Origin of the sequence: Haladaptatus sp. AB643, assembly GCF_024136975.1 — an archaeon.
GTDB lineage: Archaea > Halobacteriota > Halobacteria > Halobacteriales > Haladaptataceae > Haladaptatus.
On sequence record NZ_JAMYJW010000004.1, the window covers coordinates 219,182 to 245,894 of the forward strand.

Annotated in this window: 33 protein-coding genes; 16 read left to right on the forward strand and 17 right to left on the reverse strand. The window is 63.3% G+C overall.

Going from position 1 to position 26,713, the window contains the following annotated elements:
• Window positions 1-14: 14 nt before the first annotated feature.
• The 4 genes from folP to purH form a co-directional block, all read right to left on the reverse strand.
• Window positions 15-2,462, reverse strand: a complete 2,448-nt coding sequence (gene folP / locus NKF25_RS10385) for a dihydropteroate synthase (protein ID WP_253226604.1) — start codon at window positions 2,460-2,462, stop codon at window positions 15-17.
• 131 nt (window positions 2,463-2,593) lie between these two features.
• Complete coding sequence (locus NKF25_RS10390) at window positions 2,594-3,136, reverse strand: SHOCT domain-containing protein (RefSeq protein WP_253226605.1); 543 nt, start codon at window positions 3,134-3,136, stop codon at window positions 2,594-2,596.
• Between the two features lie 59 nt (window positions 3,137-3,195).
• Window positions 3,196-3,462 carry a zinc ribbon domain-containing protein gene (locus tag NKF25_RS10395; protein WP_253226606.1) on the reverse strand — a complete coding sequence of 89 codons (267 nt, stop codon included), beginning with the start codon at window positions 3,460-3,462 and terminating at the stop codon, window positions 3,196-3,198.
• 221 nt (window positions 3,463-3,683) lie between these two features.
• On the reverse strand, window positions 3,684-5,300 hold the full coding sequence (gene purH, locus NKF25_RS10400) for a bifunctional phosphoribosylaminoimidazolecarboxamide formyltransferase/IMP cyclohydrolase (protein ID WP_253226607.1): 1,617 nt from the start codon (window positions 5,298-5,300) through the stop codon (window positions 3,684-3,686).
• 167 nt (window positions 5,301-5,467) lie between these two features.
• Here purH and purB point away from each other — a divergent pair, with 167 nt between their 5' ends.
• Both purB and NKF25_RS10410 read left to right on the forward strand, forming a co-directional pair.
• Entirely contained in the window at window positions 5,468-6,844 is a 1,377-nt protein-coding gene (purB, locus tag NKF25_RS10405; RefSeq protein WP_253226608.1) for an adenylosuccinate lyase, read from the forward strand.
• A gap of 52 nt (window positions 6,845-6,896) precedes the next feature.
• On the forward strand, window positions 6,897-7,568 hold the full coding sequence (locus tag NKF25_RS10410) for a hypothetical protein (protein ID WP_253226609.1): 672 nt from the start codon (window positions 6,897-6,899) through the stop codon (window positions 7,566-7,568).
• Window positions 7,569-7,584: 16 nt separating this feature from the next.
• On the opposite strand, the gene NKF25_RS10415 is transcribed toward NKF25_RS10410, so the two are convergent.
• Window positions 7,585-7,956 (reverse strand): hypothetical protein, encoded by a 372-nt coding sequence (locus tag NKF25_RS10415; RefSeq protein ID WP_253226610.1) that lies wholly within the window; start codon window positions 7,954-7,956, stop codon window positions 7,585-7,587.
• An 87-nt stretch (window positions 7,957-8,043) separates the two neighbouring features.
• Between NKF25_RS10415 and NKF25_RS10420 the strand changes: the two genes are divergently transcribed.
• Window positions 8,044-8,262: a zinc ribbon domain-containing protein gene (locus NKF25_RS10420; RefSeq protein ID WP_253226611.1), complete on the forward strand. Its 219-nt coding sequence runs from the start codon at window positions 8,044-8,046 to the stop codon at window positions 8,260-8,262.
• Between the two features lie 41 nt (window positions 8,263-8,303).
• Complete coding sequence (locus tag NKF25_RS10425; RefSeq protein WP_253226612.1) at window positions 8,304-8,666, forward strand: DUF5518 domain-containing protein; 363 nt, start codon at window positions 8,304-8,306, stop codon at window positions 8,664-8,666.
• A 313-nt stretch (window positions 8,667-8,979) separates the two neighbouring features.
• Here the strand turns inward: NKF25_RS10425 and NKF25_RS10430 are convergent, their stop codons facing one another.
• The 6 genes from NKF25_RS10430 to dapA are packed head-to-tail and all read right to left on the reverse strand — an operon-like array spanning window position 8,980 to window position 14,637.
• Window positions 8,980-10,074: a M20 family metallopeptidase gene (locus NKF25_RS10430; protein ID WP_253226613.1), complete on the reverse strand. Its 1,095-nt coding sequence runs from the start codon at window positions 10,072-10,074 to the stop codon at window positions 8,980-8,982.
• Between the two features lie 4 nt (window positions 10,075-10,078).
• On the reverse strand, window positions 10,079-10,915 hold the full coding sequence (gene dapF, locus NKF25_RS10435; RefSeq protein ID WP_253226614.1) for a diaminopimelate epimerase: 837 nt from the start codon (window positions 10,913-10,915) through the stop codon (window positions 10,079-10,081).
• The gene (lysA, locus tag NKF25_RS10440; protein WP_253226615.1) at window positions 10,912-12,159 is read right to left on the reverse strand and encodes a diaminopimelate decarboxylase; all 1,248 of its coding nucleotides are present in this window, start codon (window positions 12,157-12,159) and stop codon (window positions 10,912-10,914) included. Before lysA ends, dapF begins: the two co-directional genes overlap by 4 nt.
• The gene (locus tag NKF25_RS10445) at window positions 12,156-12,995 is read right to left on the reverse strand and encodes a 2,3,4,5-tetrahydropyridine-2,6-dicarboxylate N-succinyltransferase (protein WP_253226616.1); all 840 of its coding nucleotides are present in this window, start codon (window positions 12,993-12,995) and stop codon (window positions 12,156-12,158) included. Before NKF25_RS10445 ends, lysA begins: the two co-directional genes overlap by 4 nt.
• A complete protein-coding gene (gene dapB / locus NKF25_RS10450; protein WP_253226617.1) occupies window positions 12,992-13,750 on the reverse strand; it encodes a 4-hydroxy-tetrahydrodipicolinate reductase in 759 nt (252 codons plus the stop codon). Before dapB ends, NKF25_RS10445 begins: the two co-directional genes overlap by 4 nt.
• Complete coding sequence (gene dapA / locus NKF25_RS10455; protein ID WP_253226618.1) at window positions 13,747-14,637, reverse strand: 4-hydroxy-tetrahydrodipicolinate synthase; 891 nt, start codon at window positions 14,635-14,637, stop codon at window positions 13,747-13,749. The genes dapB and dapA overlap by 4 nt, the downstream gene beginning before the upstream one ends.
• A 287-nt stretch (window positions 14,638-14,924) precedes the next feature.
• On the opposite strand from dapA, the gene NKF25_RS10460 reads away from it, so the two are divergent.
• From NKF25_RS10460 to NKF25_RS10470, 3 genes are all read left to right on the forward strand, one after another.
• A complete protein-coding gene (locus NKF25_RS10460; protein ID WP_253226619.1) occupies window positions 14,925-15,257 on the forward strand; it encodes a hypothetical protein in 333 nt (110 codons plus the stop codon).
• Window positions 15,258-15,325: 68 nt separating this feature from the next.
• The gene (locus NKF25_RS10465; protein ID WP_253226620.1) at window positions 15,326-15,967 is read left to right on the forward strand and encodes a metallophosphoesterase family protein; all 642 of its coding nucleotides are present in this window, start codon (window positions 15,326-15,328) and stop codon (window positions 15,965-15,967) included.
• A 49-nt stretch (window positions 15,968-16,016) separates the two neighbouring features.
• Window positions 16,017-16,514: an NYN domain-containing protein gene (locus NKF25_RS10470; protein WP_066144171.1), complete on the forward strand. Its 498-nt coding sequence runs from the start codon at window positions 16,017-16,019 to the stop codon at window positions 16,512-16,514.
• Here NKF25_RS10470 and NKF25_RS10475 read toward each other — a convergent pair.
• Window positions 16,511-16,687, reverse strand: coding sequence for a hypothetical protein (locus NKF25_RS10475; RefSeq protein ID WP_253226621.1), 177 nt, complete (start codon window positions 16,685-16,687; stop codon window positions 16,511-16,513). The genes NKF25_RS10470 and NKF25_RS10475 overlap by 4 nt on opposite strands.
• A gap of 131 nt (window positions 16,688-16,818) precedes the next feature.
• Between NKF25_RS10475 and NKF25_RS10480 the strand changes: the two genes are divergently transcribed.
• The 3 genes from NKF25_RS10480 (at window position 16,819) to NKF25_RS10490 (ending at window position 18,526) form a co-directional block, all read left to right on the forward strand.
• Entirely contained in the window at window positions 16,819-17,283 is a 465-nt protein-coding gene (locus tag NKF25_RS10480) for a PUA domain-containing protein (RefSeq protein WP_253226622.1), read from the forward strand.
• Window positions 17,284-17,408: 125 nt separating this feature from the next.
• Complete coding sequence (locus tag NKF25_RS10485) at window positions 17,409-17,807, forward strand: nascent polypeptide-associated complex protein (RefSeq protein WP_253226623.1); 399 nt, start codon at window positions 17,409-17,411, stop codon at window positions 17,805-17,807.
• The gene (locus NKF25_RS10490; protein WP_253226624.1) at window positions 17,804-18,526 is read left to right on the forward strand and encodes a methyltransferase domain-containing protein; all 723 of its coding nucleotides are present in this window, start codon (window positions 17,804-17,806) and stop codon (window positions 18,524-18,526) included. Before NKF25_RS10485 ends, NKF25_RS10490 begins: the two co-directional genes overlap by 4 nt.
• A 52-nt stretch (window positions 18,527-18,578) precedes the next feature.
• Here the strand turns inward: NKF25_RS10490 and NKF25_RS10495 are convergent, their stop codons facing one another.
• The gene (locus NKF25_RS10495; protein WP_253226625.1) at window positions 18,579-19,175 is read right to left on the reverse strand and encodes a GNAT family N-acetyltransferase; all 597 of its coding nucleotides are present in this window, start codon (window positions 19,173-19,175) and stop codon (window positions 18,579-18,581) included.
• Between the two features lie 83 nt (window positions 19,176-19,258).
• Here NKF25_RS10495 and NKF25_RS10500 point away from each other — a divergent pair, with 83 nt between their 5' ends.
• Window positions 19,259-19,627 (forward strand): hypothetical protein, encoded by a 369-nt coding sequence (locus NKF25_RS10500; RefSeq protein WP_253226626.1) that lies wholly within the window; start codon window positions 19,259-19,261, stop codon window positions 19,625-19,627.
• On the opposite strand, the gene NKF25_RS10505 is transcribed toward NKF25_RS10500, so the two are convergent.
• The gene (locus NKF25_RS10505) at window positions 19,604-20,065 is read right to left on the reverse strand and encodes an MGMT family protein (protein ID WP_253226627.1); all 462 of its coding nucleotides are present in this window, start codon (window positions 20,063-20,065) and stop codon (window positions 19,604-19,606) included. The two genes, NKF25_RS10500 and NKF25_RS10505, sit on opposite strands and share 24 nt — an antisense overlap.
• A gap of 85 nt (window positions 20,066-20,150) precedes the next feature.
• Here NKF25_RS10505 and trpC point away from each other — a divergent pair, with 85 nt between their 5' ends.
• From trpC to NKF25_RS10525, 4 genes are read left to right on the forward strand one after another with little or no spacing between them, the layout of a single operon-like run.
• Window positions 20,151-20,909, forward strand: coding sequence for an indole-3-glycerol phosphate synthase (gene trpC, locus NKF25_RS10510; protein WP_066144188.1), 759 nt, complete (start codon window positions 20,151-20,153; stop codon window positions 20,907-20,909).
• On the forward strand, window positions 20,906-22,183 hold the full coding sequence (gene trpB / locus NKF25_RS10515) for a tryptophan synthase subunit beta (RefSeq protein WP_253226628.1): 1,278 nt from the start codon (window positions 20,906-20,908) through the stop codon (window positions 22,181-22,183). The genes trpC and trpB overlap by 4 nt, the downstream gene beginning before the upstream one ends.
• Entirely contained in the window at window positions 22,180-23,010 is an 831-nt protein-coding gene (gene trpA, locus NKF25_RS10520; RefSeq protein ID WP_253226629.1) for a tryptophan synthase subunit alpha, read from the forward strand. The genes trpB and trpA overlap by 4 nt, the downstream gene beginning before the upstream one ends.
• Before the next feature lie 21 nt (window positions 23,011-23,031).
• Window positions 23,032-23,826: a 2-amino-3,7-dideoxy-D-threo-hept-6-ulosonate synthase gene (locus tag NKF25_RS10525; protein WP_066144194.1), complete on the forward strand. Its 795-nt coding sequence runs from the start codon at window positions 23,032-23,034 to the stop codon at window positions 23,824-23,826.
• 3 nt (window positions 23,827-23,829) lie between these two features.
• Here NKF25_RS10525 and NKF25_RS10530 read toward each other — a convergent pair whose 3' ends face one another.
• Window positions 23,830-24,501 (reverse strand): HAD family hydrolase, encoded by a 672-nt coding sequence (locus NKF25_RS10530; RefSeq protein WP_253226630.1) that lies wholly within the window; start codon window positions 24,499-24,501, stop codon window positions 23,830-23,832.
• A gap of 118 nt (window positions 24,502-24,619) precedes the next feature.
• On the opposite strand from NKF25_RS10530, the gene NKF25_RS10535 reads away from it, so the two are divergent.
• The gene (locus NKF25_RS10535; RefSeq protein ID WP_253226631.1) at window positions 24,620-25,795 is read left to right on the forward strand and encodes a 3-dehydroquinate synthase II; all 1,176 of its coding nucleotides are present in this window, start codon (window positions 24,620-24,622) and stop codon (window positions 25,793-25,795) included.
• Here NKF25_RS10535 and NKF25_RS10540 read toward each other — a convergent pair.
• Together NKF25_RS10540 and NKF25_RS10545 are read right to left on the reverse strand one after the other, a co-directional pair.
• On the reverse strand, window positions 25,782-26,210 hold the full coding sequence (locus NKF25_RS10540; RefSeq protein ID WP_253226632.1) for a zinc ribbon domain-containing protein: 429 nt from the start codon (window positions 26,208-26,210) through the stop codon (window positions 25,782-25,784). The genes NKF25_RS10535 and NKF25_RS10540 overlap by 14 nt on opposite strands.
• 106 nt (window positions 26,211-26,316) lie before the next feature.
• Window positions 26,317-26,700 (reverse strand): hypothetical protein, encoded by a 384-nt coding sequence (locus tag NKF25_RS10545; protein ID WP_253226633.1) that lies wholly within the window; start codon window positions 26,698-26,700, stop codon window positions 26,317-26,319.
• Window positions 26,701-26,713: the final 13 nt, after the last annotated feature.

Below are 26,713 nucleotides of genomic sequence, written 5' to 3' on the forward strand. Positions count from 1 at the left end.
ATAATATGCTTGGGTTATCGACGCTCGTTGCCGGATTCCCGAACGTTCGCCGCCTCGACGGCGCGAACGGCGGCGACGTTCTCCTCGACGTCGTGGACTCGAACGATGTCCGCGCCGCGTTCCGCGGCGATGGTCGTCCCGGCGACCGTCGCGGCGGTTCTGTCCTCGTCGGTTATGGAATCGAACATGGATTTGTGCGAGTGACCGATGAGGACGGGACAGTCGAGCGCGTGCAGTTCGCCGGTCCGTCCGAGCAGTTCGAAGTTCTCCCCGGCGGTCTTCCCGAAGCCGAGTCCGGGGTCCACGATTATCTTGCTCCGGTCGAGACCCGCCTTCTGTGCGAGCAGGACGCGTTCTTCCAGTTCCGCGATGACGTCCTCGACGACGTCGTCGTACTCCACCGTGTGCTCCGGAACGACGGGTGCGTCGAGGCTGTGCATGACGACCAGCGGTGCGTCGTATTCGGCGGCGACGAATCGCATCTCGGGGTCTTCGAGTCCCGACACGTCGTTCAGGATGTCCGCACCCGCTTCCAGCGCGGCGCGACCCACGGCGGCCTTTCGCGTATCGACGGAGATCATGACGTCGAGGTCACGAATTTCCTCGATGACGGGAACGATGCGCTCGATCTCCGCCTCGTCCGGAACCTCGTCGGCACCGGGGCGGGTGCTCTCGCCGCCGATATCGATGATGTCGACGCCCGCGTCGACCATCCGCTTCGCTTGGTCGATGGCGTCCTCGTATGCCTCGTACTGCCCGCCATCGTGGAAGCTGTCGGGCGTCACGTTGAGGATGCCCATCACCGCCGTCCGGCCTTCCCACGGGTACCCGTGACCGCCCGCCACGTCCCCAATGCCGAGCGTGTCCCGAAGGTCGTCGGCGAAGGTCGACAAGCCGTACGGTGAGTCGTCCAGTCGCCCCACGAGTCGCCGGTACTGTGCGAGCGTCCCCATCAACAGCACGTCGATGTTTTCGTCGTCCCGTTCGTGGAGGCCGGATTGCGCACATTCGCCGCCGAGAGAAAGCATCTCGGCTTTGATGTACTGGGCCTGTCGCGTCTGGACGCGGGTCTTCACGACTCGGTGAACCGCCTTGCCGCGCGCGAGATGGCGTTCGGGTCTGGTGGTGTGCGTGCTTTCCAGCGCTTCCTGTGCGTCCTCCAACGATGCGATTCGTTTCGGAATCTCCGCGCGCGTCCAGCGCGTCCGTGCCTCCGCCACGGCGAACAGCGACCCCACGACGAGGACGAAATCGTCCTCCTCGGCCGCATCGAGCGCCGTATCGAGCGCGCTTTCGACCGAACTCACTCGGTCGACTCGTTCGACGTCTTCGGCTTCGAACACGCGTGCGACGACCTCTTCATCCTCCGCCCGGCCGATGTTGGCGTGGGTCGCGACGACGTGGTCGGGCGTCGGAAGCGCGTCGGCCATCCCCTGAATATCCTTGTCGTGCATCGCACCGAAGACGAAGTGGAGGTCGTCGTAGTCGAATTCCGCGATGGTGTTGGCGAGGGCCGCACAGGCACCGGGGTTGTGCGCGCCGTCGAGCACGACGAGCGGGTTCGTTCCCATCACTTCGAACCGGCCGGGCCAGAATCCCTTCCGCAGTCCTCGGGCGAGTTCGTTCTCCGTCACGTTCGCGACTTGGCGGGCGAGGGCCGCGGCGATGCCCGCATTCTGCGCCTGATATTCCCCGAGCAGTGGAATCGCGGTCTCGACGCTCCAATCCGCTCCGGAGATGGAAACTGCGGCCTCGGTGTGGTTCGTCCGTCCGCCGTAGGTCGCTCGCACGTCGCTGCCGTCGTCCTCGCCGTCGCCCACGACGATCACGTCGCCCGCCTGTTTTCGAACGGCATCGAGGGCGTCTCCTTGCGTGCCGGTGACGAGCGGTGTGGTTTCCGGGGCCACGTGTGCCTTGTCGGTGGCGATTTCCTCGATGGTCTCGCCGAGGATGCCCGTGTGTTCGAGCGTGACGCTGGTGACGGCGGCGGCGACCGGGTCGATCACGCTCGTCGCGTCGTAGCGTCCGCCGATACCGACTTCGAGGATGGCCACGTCCACGTCCTCCCGGGCGAAATACCACAACGCCATCGCGGTCATTCCCTCGAAGAAGGTCGGCGAGTCGCCGCGAGTCGCCGTCTCCGTTACGTAGTCGTAGACGGACTCGACGTACTCGACGATGGCCGTCTCGGTGATCTTTCGTCCATCGACCGTGATTCGTTCGCGAACGTCGTCGAAATGTGGGGAGGTGTAGAGACCGACCGACAGCCCCGCTTCGCGGAGTACCTGCTCGGTCATTCGGGCCGTACTGCCCTTTCCGTTCGACCCGGCGACCTGTACGAACCGTCCGCCGTCGTGTGGATTGCCGAGGTGGGAGAGGAGGTTTGCGGTGGAGTCCGTCCCCGGCTTCGGACGGAACCGCCGCAGGTCGAAAAGAAAGTTCGCCGCCTCGTGGTAGTCCATAGCTGTGAGGACAGATGCCGAGCGCTTTAGAGTGTCGGAGTTGAGATTCCCGGCAATTCGGAACCGGCTACGATTCCACTCGGGAGGGACGTCTTTTCAGTTCCAAGGGTTCCCGGTCCAACGCTTGGAAGCTACCGCTCGAATTCCCACTCGTACTCCCGTTCGAAATCCCGCTCGAACCACCGTCGCGTATCGCGGTGAGCACCGTCGTTCGTTCGTCCTTCGTCCAACAGTCGCATCATCCGTCGTTCGAACTCGTACTCGTCGATCTCGTCCGCGACGTACTGTCGCTTCAGTTCCTTCATCCGATCCTCCTTCGTCGGCGTGACGTGCTTCGAGAGACCGACCTCGCGAGCGCGCGGCGAAACCGCTTCCGCGACGCGAGCCATTCGTCCGAGTCGATCGCTCCGCGGGACCGATACCCCCTGAACGATGGCGACGGCCAGCCAGACGAAGAAGACGCAGGCCACCACCGCATCGAAGAAGAACGCGACGACGTACGGAAACGCGGCGCGGAAGAACGCGGGGATCAGGGGCGCGTTCGCGTACGCCGGACTGCCGAGCGCGGCGAGCGTACCGAACACCCCGAACACCACGATTGCAAGGAGGGTGAGGAGGGACACCACGAACGCGGCGAACAGCCGCTTGACCTTGGTGCTGGCGAACGCGTTCATCACGAGGACGTTGGGCGGCTACCGGTTTAAAATCGTCTTCCGTCGCTCGCGGTCGTCGGTCATCGAACGTCGGCCAACGCTTCTCCGCAGTACGAACATTCCGCGTCGTCCACGAAGTTCCGCGCGCCACACACCGGACAGTTGCGTTTCGGCTCCGATTGTGTCCCCTGAAAGAAGCCGCTCCACTCAGCCAATTTGAGGACTGCAAGGACGAACACCACGTCGAAAATCCACCCCACCGGACCCATGAAGGAGAGTAGGATGAAGAATACGACGCCGACGAAGGCGAGTACCAAATAGACGCCGTGCTCCGTCCGGAAATTCATGGCTCCACAACGGATAGACCAGTGATAAGTTTTCTCCCGCATTTAGACCGCAACAAAAAGACGCGCACGTCTCGTTTCAGCACCCATCTCAATCGTGTCTGAAGTACCGTCAGAGCAAGCTCTGACGTGCTTCCGCCATTCTTCGCTAACGCTCAGTCATGGCGGAAGCACCGTCGTTCCGCTACGCTCCACGACGAACCTCAGACACGATTTCACTCCGTTCAATCGTGGCGGAAACACCGACTCCCGGTGAACACCATCGCCATGTCGTGTTCGTTCGCGGCCTCGATGACGTCGTCGTCGTTGACCGATCCGCCCGGTTGGATGACCGCTTCGATGCCCGCCTCGGCGGCCTCCTCGATACCGTCCGGGAACGGGAAGAAAGCGTCGCTGGCCATAACCGCGCCGTCGGCGTCCTTGCCGTCGGCGTCGCGGTCGGCTTTCATTGTGGCGATTTCAACGGCGTCCACGCGACTGACCTGTCCCGCGCCGATGCCGACGGTTTCGGTGCCTTTGGCGAACAGGATGGCGTTGGACTTGACGTGCTTGATGGTCTGCCACGCGAAGAGTAGGGAATCGAGTTGTTCGTCCGTGGGTTCGCGTTCGGTGACGATTTCGAGGTCGTCGCGGGAGGGTGCTTGGAGGTCGCGCTCCTGTACGAGTCGGCCGCCGACGAGGTCCTTTTCCTTGTGGCTCTCCGTGATCTCGCCGATTTCTTCGACATCGAGCACACGGAGGTTCTTCTTCTCGCAAAGCGTTTCGAGCGCGTCGTCGGTGTAGCCCGGCGCGACGACGACTTCCTTGAACGAGTCCACGATTTGCGTCGCGGTTGCCTCGTCACACTCACGATTGAGGGCGACGATGCCGCCGAACGCGCTCTTCGCGTCGGTGGAGAGCGCGCGCTCGTAGGCTTCGGCGAGTTCTTCCGCGACGGCACAGCCTGCGGGGTTCGTGTGCTTGATGACCGCGGCGGCGGGTTCGTCGAACTCCTTGACGAGGTTGAGCGCGCCGTTCGCGTCGTTGTAGTTGTTGTAGCCCATCCCCTTCGCGCCCTCGTTCAACTGGGGCGCGTGGACCACGCTGGCCTCCTCACAGGTCGCGTCGGCGTACAGTGCGGCGTCCTGGTGCGGGTTCTCCCCGTAGCGGAGGTCCGCGGCGCGGTCGGCGGTTTCGACCTTCCGGACGGGCAGTTCCTCGGCCGTATCGTCGGCGACGTGCACCTCGTTCGCTTCGAAATCGACGTCGACCTCGCCCTCCGCGAACCAACGGACTGCACGCGGGTACGCCTTGAACTCGCCCTGATAGAGGACGCGCTCCTTCAGCGTGTCCGTCGTGTCGCCCTCGTACACCGGAACCGGTTCCTGCGTGAGGATGGGGCCGGAATCGACCTTCGACTCCTCGACTTCGCCAGACTCGTCCGTCGCGTCGGTGACGACGTGGACGGTGCAACCGGTCATGCTCACGCCCGCGTCGAGCGCGTCGCCCCACGCGTCCATTCCGGGGAACGACGGGAGCAGGGACGGGTGGACGTTCAGCGTCGTCGGCGCGTCGTCCAGGAACTCGTCCGTCAGAATTCGCATGTAGCCGTCGAGGCAGACGAGGTCGAAATCGTACGCCGCCAACGCGTCCAGAACGCGGCTCTCGTGTTCTTTGCGCGATTCGTCCTCACCCAGTTCGACGACTTCCGTCGGAATTCCGCGCTTTTCGGCCTCGTCCAACACCGGCGCGTCCGCGCTGTTCGTGAGGACGACCGCCAGTTCGGCCCCGCCCGGCGCGAGGTCCGCGATGTGCATGAGGTTTCGACCACGGTTTCCGGCCATACCCGCAATCCCTGTCATGGGGGAAAGACGGCGCGGCGAGGGCAAAGTAGTTGCGGTCCAGCGACGAATTCTGTGCAACTTCGTGTATATATTTCACAGTGCATTCGTTATTTTTCCGTTTTGTATGCACACTTGTGCGTCACCGGACCGACACGCTTTTGCCGAACCGAACGGCAGGCACAGGTATGGATTCCCTTTATGCCGTCTCACCGATAGACGGGCGCTACGCGGGTCGAACCGCGCCGCTCCGCGAGTACGCGAGCGAGGCCGCACTCATGCGTGCCCGCGTGCGAGTCGAAATCGAGTATCTCATCGCGCTGTCCGACCTCGACGTGACGCCGTTCGAGGTCGCGGCGGACGACCGCGAGGAACTCCGCACCGTCTACGAGGAGTTCGACGAGGAGGACGCCGGGATCGTCAAAGCGCTCGAAACCGAGGGCTACGAGGACTACCCCGCGACGAACCACGACGTGAAGGCGGTCGAGTACTTCGTTCGGCGCTCGCTTCCGGATGGATTGGACCTCGGGTCGTGGATCCACTTCGCGCTGACCAGCGAGGACGTGAACAACCTCGCCCACCGACTGCTCGCTAAACCCGCCGTCGAGGAGGTCCTGCTCCCCGAACTCGCCGCCGTCCGCGACGAACTGGCCGACATGGCCCGCGAGTACCGCGACGTGCCCATGCTCGCGCGGACCCACGGCCAACCCGCGACGCCGACGACGTTCGGCAAGGAGATGGCCGTCTACGCTGCCCGACTCGGCAAAGCTGTCGGCGAAATCGAGCGCGCGGCCGAATCGCTCTCCGGAAAGCTCGCGGGCGCGAGCGGCACCTACGCGGCCCACGTCGCGGCGTACCCCGACGTGGACTGGCAAGAGTTCTCCCGCGAGTTCGTGACGAACCTCGGACTCGACCACACCGCGCTCGCCACGCAGGTCAACCCGTGCGACGACCTCGCGGCGCTGTTCGACGCGCTCGGCCGGGCCAACACCGTCCTCCTCGACATGGACCGCGACATCTGGCTCTACGTCAGCGACCGCTACCTCGGTCAACTGTCCACCGCGAGCGAAACCGGCAGTTCGACCATGCCGCACAAGGTCAACCCCATCGACTTCGAGAACTCGGAGGGAAACCTCTCGAAAGCTAACTCCGACCTGACGTTCCTCGGCGACTACATCACCACCTCTCGACTCCAGCGCGACCTCTCAGATTCGACCGTCAAGCGCAACATCGGGGCCGCGTTCGCCTACTGCCTGCTCGGCTACACTAAGGCACAGGACGGCCTCGGCAAGGTCGTCCCCAACGAGGAGGTCATGCGCGAGGAACTCGAAGCCACGCCAGAAATCATCGGCGAAGCCGTCCAGACCATCCTCCGCAGGGAGGGCCATGGCGACGCCTACGAGCGCGTCAAAGCCCTCACCCGCGGCAAGCGCGTCACCCTTGACGACTTCCGCGACCTCTTCGACGAGTTGGACGTGGACGAGGACGTGCGCGAGGAACTGCACGCCCTGACGCCCGCGGGATACACCGGCATCGCCGACGACCTCGTCGCCGACATCGACTGAACGCGTCGAACCAGCCCGAACGGTTTCCTTTTCGTCCGTCGTTACCGGTTGCATGCCCTCGAAGTACGAACGACGTTCCATCATCGCATCGCTCATCGCAGTCGTAACGATCGTGTACTGGTTGTTCGTTCGGCCGTGGCACCTGCGTTGGGGCACAACCGACGAGGAGGTCGATATGACTCTTCCCGGTGACGACATCCTTCGAACACCCGAGTCGCAGGTCACCCACGCCATCACCATCGATGCTCCGGCCGAGACCGTTTGGCCGTGGCTCGTCCAAATCGGGCAGGGCCGCGCCGGGTTCTACAGCTACGATTGGCTCGAAAACCTCGTCGGCGCGGACATTCACAACGCCGACCGAATTCTCCCCGAACAACAGGACCTCCACGTCGGCGATACCGTTCGACTCGCACCCGAGGAGTATTCGGTGCAGACCCCCGAATCGGCTCCCGAAGTGGCGGTTCTCGACGCCGAGCGGGCACTGGTGCTCCGACCGCCGGGACCTGAACCGCGATGGACATGGGCGTTCGTCCTCCGGCCGATGAACGACGGGACGACACGATTCATCGTTCGGATGCGAACGCAGGGGAAGGAAACCGTTCGAGGCAAGATAACCGACTACCTGTTCTGGGAACCGGCACACTTCGTCATGGAGCGAAAGATGCTCTGCGGCGTGAAGGAGCGAGCGGAAGGAACGGGAGAGACGAAAGGGAGCGAGAACTGAGCACGCTCCGTCTCGATTACTTGTAATAATCGCGCTTGCTGTAGATGTACGCCAATATCAGGATACCGACGACGAGGCTGATGATGGCGCTAAAGTCACCCACGAGCAACTGGAACAGGTCGCCCACGATTCGGAGTCCGTACACGATGATCGTGAGCGTCCACGCCCACGATTGGAGCGTCCATAGCCCCCACGCAACGACGATCTGACCGATGGCGAGGACGATGATGACGAGTCCGATGATGAATCCAAAACCACCCGTCAGTAGCGTCCCAAGCCCGCCAATGAGACTCAGAACACCGACAATTACGCTCAGAAAACACAGAATCTTGATCCCGAGCGGAGCGGTGTTCGGTTTGTTTCCGTACGTGGAATGGTTAGTACCCATAGTAGTCGATGTGAATCGAGGAGTAATAAGTTTCAGTGACGTATCGACCACGAAGTATTTAGTGACTCGCTACACACTCCCCGCTGTATGGACCCCGATACACACGATACCTCTGGCTGCCCGAAATGCGGTCACACCGAAGCCTCCACGGACTCCATCTCGACCACCGGTGGCGGACTGAGCAAGATGTTCGACATCCAGACGAAGAAGTTCACCGTCGTCTCGTGTGACAACTGTGGCTACTCGGAACTGTACAAAGACGTCCGCAATCGCGGAAGCGACGTGGTGGACGTCTTCTTCGGTTGAGAGTACACGCACCGTTTTTTACCGAAACAAATACTACACACATGTCCTCCAACAACACGTTCGTCAACTCGCTCATCGGTGCCGTCGTCACCATCGTCGTCTCGTTCGTCCCGCTATCGCCGATCATCGGCGGTGCCGTGGCGGCGTATCTCAGCGATGTACCAACCGACGAGGGCATCCGAATCGGTGCCATCTCGGGTGCGATCGCCACGGTTCCGATGGCACTTTTCGGATTCTTCGTGGTCAGTATCCTCCTCTTCGGATCCATGCCCGGTGGATTCCTCGTGATCCTCTTGCTGTTCGGCGTGATTGCGCTACTGTACACCGTGGGATTGAGCGCACTGGGCGGGTACCTCGGTGCGTACTTTCGGGCTGAAAGGGAGACGAGGGAAGTGGACAGGTAACGTCCGCGGACCGCCCGTAGGTTCAAATACGAACACGAAACCACCCCATGGCGTGACGCCCGAACCTGTTGCGTCGATACTCGTCCTCATCGCGTTCATCGTGTTCATCTCGTCCATCGCTCCCATCGACGAGCGACGCGATTCATCGCGTCGAACATCGACGCCATCACGGAAATCGGTCGTCACACGGCAACCGGTAGTCCTCTTCGACCGACCGCCTCCCGAATCGATCCACTCGAAGCGACTGCTCGCAATCGATGGGACGACAGTGCCAACAGTATTCCGACTCGCGGACGAGAGGACAAAACTAAAACTACTGGACGAGCGTCCGAAGCGTCCGGGTTACTGCGCTCGCGGCCGCGGTCACCTCGTCGACATCCACGTACTCGCCCGGGGCGTGTGCTACTGCACCCTCGTCGTCGGACAACACGCCCGGTCCGAACACGACCGTCGGCGCGGCTTGCGCGAAATAGGACGCTTCAGTGGCCGCCCCGAACGGCCGTACCTCGCCGCCGCTCGCCTCTCGAAGGGTCCGAACGAGCGTCGAATCGGCAGGGGTCTCGAAGGCTTCGAGAAACGGCGTTTCCCGTTCCGCCAGCGAAACGTCCACCGTGACGGATTCGGATGCCGCCGTCCGAAGATGGGCTTCGAGCGATTCCCGAAACTCGTCCGCGCCTTCCGGCGGGACGCTGCGTCGGTCGATGACGAACGAGCAATCGGCCGGGATCTGGTTCGTCGCCGCTCCGCCGGTAATCGTTGTCGGAGTGAGCGTCGGTGCACCGAGGTCGGGATGCACCTCGTCCGTATCGAACGTGGAAAGTGCCGACAAGATCGGGGCGGCCCCGCGAATCGCATTGACACCGGCCTCGGGATGTGCGGCGTGGGCGTTCTCCCCGTACACGGAGACCGTCCCCTGAAACCGACCCCGTGCGGCGTTGCACACGTCGAGGCCGGTCGGCTCACCGACGATGATAGCGTCGGGGGGCGATAGCGCTTCGTCCGAGAGCAGTTCGAGCGCGGCCGCACCGGTCGAGTCGGTTTCCTCGTCCGGCGTTACGGCGAGCGTCAGCCGACCGCACTCCGGTTCGACGGTCAGAAACGCGTCGAGAAGCACCGCAAGCGGCCCCTTCGCGTCACACGACCCCCGCCCGAAAATTCGGTCGCCGTCACGCGAAAACGGAACGTGCGGCGGGACGGTGTCGATGTGCGTGTTCAACACGACGTGTGGGCCGTCCCCCTCCCCGACGCGCTCGGCGAGGACGTTTCCGGCGTCGTCGACGGACACATCGACGCCCGCCGCTTCGAGGGTTTCGACGAGCAGCGTCCGCATCTCGTCGGGCGATTCGTGCGACGGCGTCCGTACCGCCGATTCGAGGAACGAAATCGGATCGAAGTCGTCCGCGCTCATCGAATCACGCCTCCAAATCGAGGCGTCCCGCGTTCGAGACGTGCATGTCGCCACCGAACTCGCGCTCGACCGGTCCGGTGAGCGTCGCGGTTCGGTCGCCGACTGTCACTTCGAGGTCGCCACCCGGCGGCGACACCGATACCTGGTCGCCGTCCACGAGTCCGAGACGGCGGGCAGCGGCCGCGATAGCGACCGCGCCGGTTCCACAGGACTGAGTTTCGCCTTCGACACCGCGTTCGAACGTCCGCTGGTCGAACCCACCCTCGCAACGTGAAGCGAAGGTCACGTTCGCACCGCGTGGGAACACGTCCGCGTGCCGAATCGGCGGCGCATCGTGTTCGAGGTTCACGTCGTTCACGTCGTCCACGAACGCGACGGCGTGTGGAACGCCGGTGTTCACCGCCGTTACGTCGTAGTCGCCGACGCGCGACTCGACGAGCGGTTCGTCCCCCGCGAGCGGAACGGCGTTCGGGTCGAATTTCGGCGCACCCATCTCGATGGTCGCGCCACCGTCGTGAATGGTTGCGTGGCGCGTCCCGGCGAGGGTGTCTATCATCACTTCGTCCGCGTTCGCCTGCTTGGCAGCCCAGACGGCGGCACAGCGAGCGCCGTTGCCGCACATCTCGGCCGTGCTTCCGTCGGGTTGGACGAGCGTCATGATGACTCGCGGCGGGCGGAAGTTCGGTTCGAGCGACAGAAAGAGGACACCGTCCGCGCCGATTCCCTCCGCCCGGTCACAGACGCTACGGGCGAACCGTGCTCGGTGAGGAACACACGCGTTCTCGTTCACGATGACGAAGTCGTTGCCGGTTCCGTGGTACTTCTCGAACGAGAGGTTCATTCCCACGTCACCTCCGTCTCGGTCGCGGTAACGTCCGCGATGGTTTCGCGTCGATGGGCGACCGCGGTCCGGTCGCCGTCCACGACGACGACCGCCGGGCGTGGTCGGGAGTTGTACTGGCTCGCCATCTCGTAGCCGTACGCTCCAGCGTTACCGATCGCGAGCACGTCGCCGCGCGTCGGGTCGTCGAGCATGTGGGTGCCGAATGTGTCCGAACTCTCACAGATCGGACCGGCGACGGTCGATTCGACGGGGTGGCCGTCCTCCCCGACGGACCTGATGTGATGGTACGAATCGTACAGTGCGGGGCGAGCGAGCGTGGTCATCCCCGCGTCGATGCCGACGAGCGTGGTTTCCGGCGTTTCCTTGACGGTGTTCACCGCCGTCAGGAGGACGCCCGCGTCGGCGACGAGGTAGCGACCGGGTTCCACGACGAGCGTGGCGTCCACGTCACCGAGTGCGTCGCGCGTCGCCGCCGCCACGGAATCGAGGTCGAGCGGCGAGTCGTCGGGATGGTACGGAACGCCGAATCCGCCGCCGACGTCAACGAATTCGAGCGGCAGGTCGATGGTTCGCGCCAGTTCTCCCATCCGCGAGACGAGTTCCCGGTGGTTGCCGAGGTCGTCGCCCGAGATGCCGCTTCCGGCGTGAGCGTGGATGCCGACCACGTCGAAATCGTCAGCAGCGGATTCGAGGAGTGGGGCGGCCCGGTCGTACGGGACGCCGAACTTCGCGTCCGCGCCGGTTCGTACCTTCTCGTGGTGGCCTGCACCGACGCCGGGGTTGACGCGGAGACAGAGTCGCCCGTCGTAGCCGCGCTCGGCCAGTCGGTCGATGGTATCCTCTGCACCGACCGTGATCGTCAAGTCCTGCTGTTCGGCGGCCAGTTCGACGACCCTGTCGAGGTCCCCCCCGGGTGGATTGACGGCGGTGTAGTGGACACGCTCGCCGGAAAAACCGGCATCGAAGGCCCGGACGGTCTCGCCCGCTGACGCGCATTCGATGCTCGCGTCTTCGGCTTCGAGCGTTTCGAGCACCGCCTTCGAGGTGTTGGCCTTCGCGGCGAAGTGAACGTCCGCGTCCGGGAACGCGCGGGAGAGCCGTCGGTAGTTCTGGCGGACACGCTGACAGTCGATGACGTACAGCGGCGTTCCGTGTTCGTCCGCGAGCGCTTCGAGTCGGGCGTCCGACCAGTCGGCGAGTCGCCGTACCGGCGGATTGTCGCTCTCGAGTGCAGGAGTCATCGAAGGGCCTCCTCACGCTCGACCTGTGCGAGCGTATCGTCCTCCACGTCGAGGGCGACGACCGCGGGCTTGTACGCCCCGCCGTCGAACAGGTCGTGATCGCCGAGGCCGGATTCGACGAATCGGGTGAATGCGCGGCGGTTCGGTGGAAGGTGGCCGTAGATGACCTCCTCGTCCACGAGGTCGTAGACGGGGATTCGTGGCGTGAGAAGCGTGTTTTCCGCGACGATACTACCCTCACCGACGACGAACCCGGACGTGACGCGACAGCCAGCGCCGAGGCTTACGTCGTCCTCGACGATGACCGGCGTTCCCTCGACGGGTTCGAGGACGCCGCCGATGAGCGCGTTCGCGCCGAGCTTGACGTTCTCGCCGATCTGTGCACAGGAACCGACCGTATCACAGGAGTCCACGAGCGTCCCGTCGCCGATGGAGACGCCGATATTGACGAAACTCGGGCTCATCAGGATGCAGTTCGACCCGACGTGTGCGCCCCGTCGGAGGACGGTTCCGTCCGGCGTGTTCCGGGTTCCTCTCCCGGGAAGGTCGTCCGTCTCGCGGAGCGGAAGCACGTCGTGGTACGTCACATCGCCGTATTCCCGGCCTTCGATGTTTCGCAGGCCGAAGTTCAGTAAAATGCCGTGTTTGACCCACTCGTTCGCTTCCCACTCCCCGTCGCGCTTTTCGGCGGCGCGAACCTCGCCCGCTTCGAGCGTGTCGAGGAAGGTTTCGAGGACTTCCAGTTCGTTCGCTCCGACACCGTCCGCGTCGATCTCGCCGGAGTCGTATCGTTGCCACAGTTCCCGTACGTCGTGTTCTAAGTCGCTTCGGCTCATGCCGTAATTACCTCGTCAAATCCGTACCAGCCGGGCGTTCGCCCGGCCAGCCATACCGCTGCATCGAGTGCGCCATCGGCGAACACGGCCCTGTCGGCCGCCCGATGGGCGAGTCGCAGTTCCTCGTGGTCGTTCGCCAGCAGCACCTCGTGTTCGCCCGCAATCCCGCCCGCTCGTCGGGCGTGGACACCGATTTCGTTCTCCTGACGCGGGGCGTCTCCCTCGCGTCCGTGAACCCGCTCCTCGGGACCGCCAGCGGCGGTGATACGGTCGAGGACCGTCTTCGCCGTCCCGCTCGGTGCGTCCCGCTTGCCGTTGTGGTGGGTTTCGGTCAGTTCCACGTCGTAACCGGGCAAGTCGCTGACGGCCCCTTCGACGGCGCGGAGCAGTGCTTGCACGCCGCGCGAGAAGTTGCTCGCCACGAGGACGGGCGCGTGTTCGCTCGCTTCGCGGAGGGCGACTTCGTCGTCCTCCGTGAACCCGGTCGTGCCGACGACGCAGGGTACGCCCGCGTCGGCACATTCCGTCACGAACTCGACGCTCGCGTCGGGTACCGAAAAGTCGATCAGTACGTCGGGATCGTACTCCGAAAGCACGCTCCCGAGTGCGTCGGCCGGTTCCACCGGAACCCCGTCGATTTCGCCGGATTCACGGCCCACGCCAGCGACGACGTGCACGTCGTCGCGAGCGCTCGCTTCCGCGATGACGGAACGGCCCATTCGTCCCGTCGCACCCAAAACGAGCACCCGCGTCATGCGGTTTCCTCCAGTTCGTCGAGTATCGCCGCGAGTTCCGCACGGTTGTCGGGGGATATCTCGGACAGCGGGAGTCGCAGTTCGCCCGGTCCGTAGCCGCGGTGTTCCATCGCGGCCTTCACCGGAATCGGGTTCGTCTCGGAGAACAAGGTGCGGAACAGCGGTCCGAGTTCGTACTGGAGCTCCTGTGATCGACCGTAGTCGCCCGAAAGCGCCGACTCGACCAGTTCACAGGTCCGTTCGGGTTCGATGTTCGCCGCGACGCTGATGGTTCCCGCTCCACCGATGGAAAGCACCGGGAGCGTCAGGGCGTCGTCGCCGGAGAGGACCGCGAACGCCTCGTCCTGAGTTCGTTCGATGATTTCGCTGATCTGGCCGAGGTCGCCGCTCGCGGCTTTGTACCCCACGATGTTCTCGTGTTCGGCCAGCGAAACGGTCGTCTCGACCGCGATGTTGCGTCCGGTTCGGGACGGGACGTTGTAGACGATCTGCGGGAGGTCGACCTCGTCCGCGATCGTTCGGTAGTGCGCTTCCATCCCCGCCGGTTCGGGCTTGTTGTAGTACGGAGAGATGAGAAGGAGTCCGTCCGCCCCGGCGTCCGCGGAGCGCCCCGCCAGTTCGAGGGCTTCGTGCGTCGCGTTGCTCCCCGCGCCAGCGATGACGGGGATGTCGACGGCGTCCACGACGGTCTCCACGGCCTCGACGTGTTCGTCGTGGCTCAGGGTCGCGCTCTCGCCGGTCGAACCGACCGGAACGAGGCCGTCGACTCCGGCGCGTTCGAGGCGCTGGGCGTCGTTGTAGAGGAGTTCGTGATCTATGCTTTCGCCCTGGAAGGGCGTTGTCATCGCGGGATAGACCCCGCGAAACGGTGTGTCTGTGTCTGTCATCGGTGTGTGTCGGAAATCGGTTAGCGCGCGGTGCAAAACGAGGATGGCTCGAAACGGGGGTGCCACGCCCGCCACGAACCTCATGCCGCGCGTTTTGTGCGTTTTCCGACGACGCCGGTGCTCATCCGCTCGTAAACGAACGTAGTGAGCGCACCAGCATGTGGCATATCCAATTGGGTGTGGCGTGAGAACTTATGCCTTGCGCCGACGGCAGAGTCTGCGAATCCGAGTAGGGTGGGATATCACCGCGGACGAATTATTATATATACTGACATCATTGATCGGGTATGAACTGGTCGCTCGTGCGGCGTTGTGGCCTGCGCTACACGCTCGTCTATGCTGGACTGACGGTCGTGGTCGTGTTCGCCCTCACGAGGTCGCCGCTCGTTCTCATCGGCCTGTTCGGACTCGGACTTGCCAGCTTGGTGTTCGCACTCGGCGGCACCAAAAAGATCCGGATGGGAACGGCGGTGACGAACGCACAGTCGATCGGTCTCCAAAGTACCATCGCAGACCCTGCTGATGACCGACCGACGGCGTTGGCGAACGACATCAAACTCCTCTTCTACGGTGTCGGACTCGTCGTCTTTGCGACCATCACGCTCGTCGCAACCGGATGACACGAACTGTAACGTCGTGAGAATACGATCCGTCGGTCTTATCACACCTCCGTACATATTTTTCGGAGATGCTCGTCCTCGGAGACGCTCACGCCGACGAACACGCCCACCGTCGCGCGCTCTTTGCGGCCTACCGCGAGGCAGACCCAGACGTAACTCTGCAGTTAGGTGACCTGATGTTCTACGATCTGCCCGCACCGACGTGGTTCATCGGCGGCAACAACGAGGATTTCGACGTCATCGAAGCACTGCGAAACGGATTGGTCTCCAACTCACGCGTGAGAAACGCACATCTCCTCGCCAGCACCGCCGTCGAACTCGATGGCCTCCGAATCGCCGGGCTGTCGGGTAACTTCGCGCCGACACAGTACGACCGCCCGCGTGCGAACCTCGTCGGCGAACGCCGTCGCCACTTCACGTACGAGGACGTAGAGCAAGCGATGGAACTCGGCTCCGTGGACGTACTGATGACCCACGAGGCACCACACGGTCTGCCGGTCGCCGAGGATTACGACGTCGGCTGCTCGCACATCGACGATCTGCTGGAGGCGCTGTCGCCCGACCTCTGTCTCATCGGGCATCACCACCAACACGCGGAGACGACGATCGGCGATACACGGGTGGTCAGCGTCGCGCCGACGTGGGAACGGTATTACATGTTGGACCCGGATTCGATGACGCTTACGTGGCACAAGACACCGACATCGTGACAGTATCGGACAAGCAACTTCTTTATGCCAGTAGTTATCACACTAACGTATGACGGAGATACATCCCTCTCAGCGCGTCACGGTGTTAGCTGACGCGCAAAACCTCTATCACACTGCTCAAAGCGTCTACAGCCGAAATATAGATTACTCCTCTCTCCTCTCGAAAGCGACACAGGAACGGGAGCTAACGCGTGCCATCGCCTATGTCATTCAGGCCGATAGCCCGGACGAGGATCGCTTTTTCGACGCACTCACCGAAATAGGGTTCGAGGCGAAGATCAAGGCGATAAAGACGTTCGGCGACGGGTCGAAGAAAGCCGACTGGGACGTCGGGATCTGTCTCGATGCGATCACGCTCGCCCCGAAAGTGGATACCGTCGTTCTCTGTACCGGCGACGGCGACTTCGCACAGCTCGCCACACACCTCCGTCACGAGGGAGTGCGCGTGGAAGTGATGGGGTTCCAAGAATCGTCCGCCGAAGAACTCATCGAGGCGGCAGACAGCTTTATCGACTTGAGCGAACGAACCGAGACGTTCCTGCTTTAGACCGGACGGCCTTCTTCGCCCGTCCCGTACAGCAGCGCACCGGCAGCGAGTGCGACCGTGGCGAGTGCCGCGAGCGCGTTCCCGACGAAGGTGCCGATCATCGAAATGACGCCGAAGATCACGACACACCCGATGAGGAGGAGTGCGATTCCCAGCATTTCTTTCGTGTTCATACTGCCGCTTTGGGACTGACACCTAATAAATCGTCCTCAAATCGATAGCCAGCATGGTATTCGTCACCATATAACAAAGGTTGCGGCCGCGTGTCGAAGGGCTTTCACCCCCTCGCGCGAAATCCGGCGCAATGACAGAGGATTTGCCCGCACTTCGCACGACGGCGGACTATCAGTTCGGCGCGGGTGCCGGTACCGCGTTGTTCCCACCGGAAGAGGACCTCGAAGTTCGCCACTCGTCGTCCGGGCGACCCCAACAGGTTCACGCCGACGGACGCCGACTCGTCACCTACGCCACCGACGGGCGTTTCACCCTGGGTCTCGCGGGGGGACACCGCATCGCCGACGCGCTCGACGCGCCTGATGGTCGCGTCATCGTCGGCGACGAGAGCGAACCGTTCGTCCGCGACGGCAAGAACGTCTTCGCCAAGTTCGTCGCCGACGTCGATTCCGACGTTCGCTCCGGTGACGAAGTGCTCGTAACGCACGAAAACGGCGACCTGCTCGCCGTCGGCCGTGCGGAACTCGACGCCGACGCGATGTTCGATTTCGACAGCGGAATGGCCGTGAAGGTTCGGGACGGCGCGGGCGAGTAATCGAAAAGCGACGTCCGACGGCCACTCGCAAAATAGATTTTCACGCATTGCTCGTTCCGGGAACGAAGACGAGTGAGCGGACCGTTTGCGTCACGTTTTTGCCTCTTCGTTCCGACGGTTCGAGTATGTTTGGAGGAGGCGGCGGCGGCGGTGGGCTCGACCCACGCAAGATGCAACAGATGATGAAGCAGATGGGTATCGATGTGGACGACATCGATGCCGAAGAAGTGATCATCCGCACAGCGGACGGCGAGGAACTGGTTTTCGACAGTCCGGACGTCACGCGGATGGATGCTCGCGGACAGCACACGTACCAAATCGTCGGCGACGCCGAGACGCGCGAAGCGTCCGGTTCGTCCGAAACGGCCGGTGCGGTCGAATCCGGATCCGGCGGTGCCGAAGAGATTCCGGACTCCGACGTGGAAATCGTCGTCCAGCAGTCGGGCGCGACGGAAGACGAGGCCCGCGAGGCGCTGGAAGCGGAGAACGGCGACCTCGCGGCGGCGGTAAACCGACTGAAGTGACGGTTTTACTCGTTCACGGCGACCGCGAGTATCTACGCGACCCTGGCGAGGAACTCCAGACCGACCTCGGCGTCCTCACCGTTCCCGAGGACGTCGAACCCGGAGACGTCCTCGCCACCCACTTGGACGAGGAGTTCACGGTGCGGCGACTTCGCGGCCCGGACCTGTTCCACCACTTCGATCGAACCGGCGCACCGATGCTCCCGCGGGATATCGGCCTCGTCGTCGGGGAGACGGGTGTCTCCGCGGGCGACCGAGTGCTCGATGCAGGGACCGGAACCGGCGTTCTCGCCGGTTACCTCGGCCGAATCGGCGCGGAGGTCGTCACCTTCGAGCGGAAGGCCGACTTCGCCGAGGTGGCCCGCGACAACATCGAGATGGCCGACGTGGCCGAGTCGGTGGACGTTCGGACGGGCGACATCACCGAGAACCTCGACGACCTCGGCGAGTTCGACGTCCTCACCCTCGACACCCCGGACGCGGCGGAGGTCGTCGCACACGCGCCCGACCTGCTCGCGGACGGCGGATCGCTCGGCGTTTACGCGCCGTTCGTGGAGAGCGCCCGGGAGACCGAACTGGCCGCACGCGAGGTGGGCTTGGAGAACGTCCGAACGATGGAAACCATCCAACGCGAGATGGACTTCGACGAGCGCGGCACGCGCCCGTCTACGAGTCCCGTCGGGCACACCGGCTATCTCGTCTTCGCGCGAAAAGCGTAGACTCCCGGCGACTGCCGGACGATCTTTTACTTTCGAGGAATCGAAGCGACCGCTACCGTCTGGTGTCGTACTTGTATGTCGCCTCGTCGGGGTCGATACCGAACTCCTCGGCCATCTCATCGACATCCTCGACCGGTTCTTCCGCCGCGTCGTGCGGCCCGGCCTCTTTGAATTGTTCGCGCAGGTGTGGAGGCACCTCGAAGGAGCCGATGTCGAGCACCATCGGCATCGCGTCGGTTTCGATGGTTTCGCGTTTCGTGCCGAGGCGGTGGCGAAGGTCCGGCGGTAGTTCTTCGGTATCGATGTGCTCGAATCCGAACTGGGCGAGGTACTCGGGCACGCCGACGAGCGCGTACACCCGTTCGAAACCGTCGTCGCTCGCCTTGTCGATGAGGCGTTCGATGACGTGTGCACCGACGCCCTGCCCCCGCCACGATTCGACCACGCCGATGCTCGTCAGCTCACAGATTTCGGGGGCATCCTCGGGCTTGTGAATTCGAACCCGCCCGAACCCGGCTTTTTCGCCCGACGTTTCATCCACGACGACGACGTAATCCCGGGATCGGAAGGCGGTCCCGTCGAGTCCCATTGCCTCGATATTATCGAGCAACCAGACCTCCTCACGGTTTTTGGCATCCCGGACGTACATGCTGGGAGATACGTTCGGGAGCCACAAAAAGTCATCCGTGGTCGGGACGTTAAAGTGAGCCGTCGAGAAACGGCAACCATTCAATGGATTGGTCGAAGGGCGGAGAACGGTGGGAAATAACCCTCCTGATGGTGCTGCTCGTGGTGCAGCTAGTTCTCGAAGGGTACGGGATGGTAACGAACAACGGAACGGCCGGGTTCATCGGTCATCTCGTGTTTTCCACCCTTTGGATCGTTTTCGGTTACGCGACGTTTCGCCACTACGGGACGACCCCGCGGTCGATGCTTACGGTGACGCTACTGATCGGCGGCGGACTGCTGAACGGGTACGCCCTCCTCGCCTCGAATCCGATGGCGGGAGAAGGGATAGCCGAGATTCTGGAGGGGTCAGGTGCCCTGCTGTACGCGTCTCGCCTGCGGGAGACGTCCTCAGAGCCCTTCCAGCGAACGTAGCTTCTGTTCGACGTCCGGCGGTGCGGCGCTCGGACCGTCGCGGACGCGATGGTCGGGCACCAGAATCGGCGCGGGGTTCGCGTCGAGTGCGGTCCTGACGAGTTCCAAATCGGCCTCCTCCGTGTGGTCGATACCGGAAGTCATCCGGGCGACCGTTTCGACGTTCACCTGGTCGCCGTAAGGGATGTTTCGCACGGCCTCCAACACGCCGCGCTGGTCGGTCGGAACGGTCAGTGCGACCTGTACGTCCGAGAAGTCGTCCTCGACACCTTCCAGATACGCCATGATTCGGTCGAGTACGGCGTGTTCGGGAAGTGCGTCGTCCTCCGCCTCGTTCGGAAACGTCACGCGCAACACGCGCCCGCTGGCGACGCCGACCTGAACGAATCGCTCCAAGTACGGCGACTCCTGCGCGTAGATTCCGGCAGTCTCGTCCATACGGACGCGAACGAACCTCACGACCTTCAAGATTCGTCCCCCGGACGCAAGTCTTATGTACAAACTAGTCCGTTGATGTACTACAATGAACGTAGATGGTGCGCTCGCACCCGCGGTCGAGTCCATCCTCCGGACCGCTCGGGAGCGGGTACCGGACGAGGAGACCGAACGGGTGTCCGTGACTCCCCGTTCGTTTCCGGACGCGCTCGCGGCGGCGGCGGACGACGAACGGGTGCCGCTGATCGCGGAGGTAAAGCCGACCAGTCCGACGACGGAGGGCGAACGAAGCGACGACCCCGTCGAACTGGCCGAAACGATGGTCGAAAACGGGGCGGCCGCCCTGTCGGTGTTGACCGAACCGGACCACTTCGGTGGCGATCCGGAAAACCTCCGGCGAATCCGCGAGGCGGTCGACGTTCCCGTTCTCCGCAAGGATTTCATCGTTCGGGAGGAGCAACTGGACGTCGTGGAGGCCGACCTCGTCCTCCTCATCGTGCGATTCGTTGACGATTTGGCGGGTCTGCTTTCGGCCGCCGAAGAGCGCGGCTTTCAGGTGCTCGTCGAAGTTCACAGCGGGGAGGAGTTGGCGGAAGCGCTCGACGCCGGTGCGGACATCGTCGGCGTGAACAACCGTGACCTCGCACGACTGGAAGTCGATCTGGACACCTTCGAGTCGGTATCGCCCGCGGTACCGAACGACGTAACCCTCGTCGCCGAAAGCGGTATCACCACGACGGAGGACGCCCGTCGAATGCGGGATGCGGGCGCGGACGGCCTGCTTGTCGGAAGCGCGATCATGGACGGCGACGTGGCCGAGAACACGCGGAGGTTGGTCAACGCATGAGTGAGACGAACGAAGCGAACGAGAGGAACGCGATGAACGAAGCGAACGAAACGAAATTCGGCGAATACGGCGGCCAGTACGTTCCGGAAGTGCTGATGCCCGCCATCGAGGAGTTGCAATCGGCCTACGAACGCTACGTCCTCAATAACGAGGACGGTTTCATGGACGAGTTCCGCCGCCACATGCGGGACTTCGGCGGACGACCGACGCCGCTCCAGCGTGCGGACGCGCTGAGCGAGCGCTACGGGAAGGAAATCTACCTCAAACGGGAGGACCTGGTCCACGGCGGCGCGCACAAACTGAACAACGCGCTCGGTCAGGTCCTGCTGGCGAAGTACATGGGCAAGGAGCGAATCGTCGCCGAAACGGGCGCGGGCCAGCACGGCACCGCGACCGCGATGGCCGCCGCCTACCTCGATATCGACTGTGAGGTGTTCATGGGCAGAACCGACATCAACCGCCAGCGCCCGAACGTCTTCCGGATGCGAACCCACGACGCCGATGTCATCCCCGTCGATGTCGGGTCGGGGACGCTGAAGGAGGCCATCAACGAGACCATGCGCGACTGGGCGACCAACGTCGAGGACACCCACTACGTCATCGGGAGCGTCGTCGGCCCACACCCGTTCCCGAAGATGGTCCGTGACTTCCAGTCGGTCATCAGCGAGGAGTCCCGCGAACAGATCCGGGAACAGGCCGGACGACTGCCCGACAGCGTCGTCGCCTGCGCTGGCGGCGGGTCGAACACAATGGGCGCGTTCCACAACTTCGTTCCCGATGAGGACGTTTCCCTGTTCGCCGTCGAAGCGGGCGGGTCGGGACTGACTATCGACGAGGACGAGGGCGTCGCACCGAATTCGGCCTCGCTTTCGACCGGCGAGGACGGCGTGCTCCACGGGGCGCGGACGAAACTGCTCCAGAGCGAGGACGGACAGATACTCGAATCCCACAGCGTGAGTGCAGGACTCGACTACTCCGGCGTCGGCCCGGAACTCGCTCACCTCGTCGAAACCGGCCGCGTGACGCCGGTCAACGTCGACGACGACGCGGCGCTCGAAGCGTTCCACCGACTCTCGAAGTTGGAGGGGATCATTCCCGCGCTGGAATCGAGTCACGCGGTTGCTTTCCTCGAAGAGGTAACGGACTTGGACGAGTTGGGCGACCTCGTGATCGTCAACGTCTCCGGACGCGGCGACAAGGACCTCGACACGGTCATCGAGGAGAGCGAGAAACGTGGCATCGACGCGGCACCGAGCATGGAGGTTTTTGAATGAGCCACTCGAAATCAGACCTCGAATCGGCCTTTGCGGACGAACCGGCCCTGATTCCGTACGTCGTCGCTGGCGACCCGGGTATCGAGGAGACGAAGGAGTACGTCCGGGCACTCGTCCGCGGCGGCGCGGATGTGATCGAACTCGGCCTGCCGTTCTCGGAACCCATCGCGGACGGCCCGACGATTCAGAACGCCATCCAGCGCGCGTTGGACGGCGGGATGACCCCGCAAAAATATCTCGGCCTCGTTTCGGAGTTGGACGTGGACGTTCCCATCGTCTGCATGACCTACTACAATCTGATTTATCAGTATGGTTCCGAGGAGGGCGTCGAAGCGTTCGTCTCCGCCGCCGCCGATGCCGGTATCGCGGGACTCATCGTTCCGGACCTCCCCGTGGAGGAGAGCGGTCCGCTCCGACTGGCGTGTGACGAATACGGACTCGATCTCGTGTTCATCGTCGCGCCGACGACGACCGACAGGCGCAAGCGACGCATCTCCACGCAAGCGTCCGGATTCGTCTACGTGCAGGCTCGGATGGGAACGACGGGCGCACAGGCGGACGTGAGCGGCGATACGCACGAGAGCCTCCAACGACTGGCTGGAAGCGACTTGCCGAAGGCGGTCGGGTTCGGCGTGAGCGAAGGCGAACACGCCCGGGAGATCGTCTCGGCGGGCGCGGACGGCGTCGTCGTCGGGAGCGCGCTCGTCGACATCGTCGCCTCCGGTGAGGACGTCGCGGAACGCCTCGAAACCAAAGCCGCTGAACTCAAATCCGGGGCACGCGAAGGGAGACAGGATATACCGGAACCGGAACGAACTTCAAACTAGATTGGGACTCTTTAACATACTATGGACACAGGAATCACAGCACGACTCGACCGAATCGGGTCCGACGGGCGCTACGTTATCGTCCCGATGGACCACGGCATCACACTGGGCGCGGTAAAGGGACTGAAAGACATCGAATCGACCATCGACGCGGTGACACGGGGCGGTGCCGACGCCGTCCTCACCCAGAAGGGAATCGCATCGCGCGTCCACGACCACAAGAACGACGCGGGGTACATCGTCCATCTGAACGCTTCTACCGTTATCGGCCCGGACTCGAACGACAAACGAATGACCGGAACGGTACAGGAGGCCATCGCGGCCGGGGCCGACGCCGTGTCCCTCCACCTCAACGTCGGCAGCAACTACGAACCCAAACAGATCACCGACCTTGCGGAGGTCTGCGATACGGCGAGCAAATTCGGGATTCCCGTCCTCGCCATGTCCTACGCTCGCGGACCGGGGATCGACGAACACGACGCCGAAAGCCTCGGCCACGCGGTACGATTGGCGGAGGAACTCGGCGCTGACGTGGTGAAGACGGCCTACAGCGGTGACCCCGAAAGCTTCGAGCACGTCGTGGAATCGACGCGCCTCCCCGTCGTCATCGCCGGTGGTGCGCCCGAGGGCGACAAGGCGACCCTCGAAGCGGTTCGCGGCGCGATGGACGCCGGGGGCGCGGGCGTCTCCATCGGCCGGTCGGTCTTCCAGCACGACGATCCGGAAGCCATCGCACGGGCGGTTTCGGGCGTCGTCCACGACGACCTCTCCGCCGAGGACGCGCTGGACGAAGCGGGGCTGTCGGTCGAAGTCTGATTTCTACAGGATAGTCGGAAATTCCGCGAGCGACGGGAGCGTGTACGTCGGTTCGGGGGTTGGATTCGTGACCCGTTCTTCGTAGGGGACCCACACGGAGTCGATACCGAAAGCGTTCGCCCCGGCCACGTCCGCGCGGAGTGAATCGCCGACATGGATCGTGTTTTCCGCGTTCACATCGAGTTCGCTCAGGGCGCGCTCGAACGGCGTCGGGTCCGGTTTCGGCGGAACCCCGCCACGAGGGTCGACGAATACGTGCGTGTCGAAGACGTCGGTAATTCCGAGCGCCTCCAATTTGACGGTCTGGGTCTCCTCGTCCCCGTTCGTCACGAGGGCGACGTTCGTCTCGCTGGCCGCTTCCAGCGCCGCTTTCGCGCCGGGGCGAAACGAAACCGCGGAATGGTCGAGACACGCCTCGTACGCGGAGGCGAGTTCCGAAGCGTGTGCGTCCTCGACACCCGCGTTTCGAGCGGTGGCGTCGAAACAGAATTCGTAGAACTCGTGTGGCGTTTCGGCGGTCGGGATGCCGTCCACTGCCGCGACGATATCGTCGAGCGTACAGTACTGTTCGACGGAAACGCGGTCGAACGCCTCCGCGACGAGTGCCTCCTCGTCTTGGTCCGAGACGCACAGCGTCGAATCGAGGTCGAAGAGAATCGCGTCGAAATCGGTCATTTGGTAGTGATATTCGAGGCGGAAGAAAAACCTACTGAGTACGAACTTGCGACGACAGCGATAGCGAGAAGTTGCGGATTCCGCCACGTTCAAGCCATACGACTGCGAGCGATTCAGCATGACACGCTCCGTATGGTTGAAAGCCGACGACAGCGTCGGCGATTGGGAGACTCGACGCAAACGCATCACGGCCGGTTTGGAAGCCGGTGTGGACTGGATTTTGGTCGACGATGACGATGTCGAGCGCGTTCGAGAACTCGGTGACGTGAACGTGGCGGCGTTCCATAGCGATGGGGACATCCACGTCTTCGACGCGGAGGAGGACGGAGGCGAGCGCGAGCGCGCTGACGCCCGAATCGTCGGAAAGAACGGCGAAGGAGATGGGACGGTAGACCTCCCCTCGGATTTCTCCGGCTCCGCCGACCTCTCGACGCTCAGGCGTGAGGACGAGGCGGAAGGTGCCTACGTCCGAATTCTGGGCGAGGAGTACGAATCGTTCGCCCAAGCCGCGGCGGAGGACGCCGACTATACCGTCATCGTCGGCGAGGACTGGACCATCATCCCGCTCGAAAACCTCATTGCGCGCATCGGCGAGGAGACGGAACTCGTCGCGGGTGTCACGAACGCCGAGGAGGCACGGACCGCCTTCGAGACGCTGGAACTCGGCGCTGACGCCGTGCTGTTGGACAGCGACAACCCGGACGAAATTCGCTCGACGGTGGAGGTGCGCGACGCCGCCGAACGCGAGACACTGGAGTTGGAGTGGGGTGAAGTCCTCGCCATCGAACAGACCGGCAGCGCGGACCGCGTCTGTGTGGATACCGGATCGTTGATGGAACACGACGAGGGGATGCTCGTCGGATCGATGTCCCGCGGTCTCTTCTTCGTTCACGCCGAGACGGCCGAATCGCCCTACGTCGCCTCGCGCCCCTTCCGGGTAAACGCGGGCGCGGTTCACGCCTACGTCCGCGTCCCCGACGGCGGGACGAAATACCTCGCTGAACTCCAAAGCGGCGACGAGGTCCAGTTGGTGGATACCGACGGCAACACCCGCGAAGCGGTGGTCGGTCGGGTGAAGATAGAGAAACGGCCCATGTTCCGGGTGCAGGTGGAAACGAAGGACGGCGACCGGGTGGAGACGCTACTGCAGAACGCCGAAACCATCAAAGTCGCCACGCCGGACGGGAGAAAGGCCGTGACGGACCTCGACGTCGGCGACGAGGTCAAACTTTTCTTGGAGGGCGGCGCACGGCACTTCGGCGAGAGCGTCGAAGAGAGTATTATCGAGCAGTAGATTCGGCGTCTATCGACGACGAACACCACTGACAGAAGTCGAACTCCGGATCCACTTTCCGGCCGCAGTTGGGACAGCGTACCGTCCCGTCCACCGCCTCTTGGACGACGCGGTTGTTCCGAACAGCGGACCAGTACGCGTCGACGATGTTGCAGACCGATACGAACAGGAGCGGGAGGGAGACATCGAGGCCGAGGTTCTGGGTCGCCTGTGAGTAGGCGGCCATGTCGTTGTTCTGAATCGCGACGGATAGTTCGTTAGCCACCGCTGGAGGGATGAAGAAGTAGGCAGTGAGCAACATGAATCCGAACCAGAGGAACCCGCGAAGCCACTGACGGAGGTAGAAATGCCCCAATCCCGGATAGACGAAGGAACCGAGGGCGGCGAGCCATGGGCGTTTTTTCTTCCGTGTCACTAGTCGTTGATAGCTGACGGAGTGTGTTAAACTCTTCCGATGTGGTGAGTTGCCCAAGTATTCCCTCGAAAAACGGAGTCAACGAACGTAGTGAGGGGTGGTCGGTTCAGTGAAAGTGCCGTCCGGCGGCCTCGCCGAACTCGCGGAACGTCCTCCTGACGGCGCTCAGGCCGAAGAGGTTCGCGAGTCCGAAGACCACGAAAAGGAGGCCGCCGAACGCATAACTCGGGTCCGCAGGTTGGGCGAGGGTCGTCCAGAGGAGAACCATCACACCGGTCGCCGCGAAGGGGAGCGAAACCGCGCCACGATAGCGAGACGTGTGGCGAACTTCGAGGAACGCGACGCCGATAGCTGCGAGGAGGGAGACGAGTCCGACGTTCGATGCGTGGAGTCCGGCGGCCGCACCGAGGAAAACGCCGAACCCGCCGACGAGGGTGGCGACTCCGCTCAGGTGGGAGCGACGCCGTTCGATGGTATGAGCAGGGACCATATGTTCGGGTACG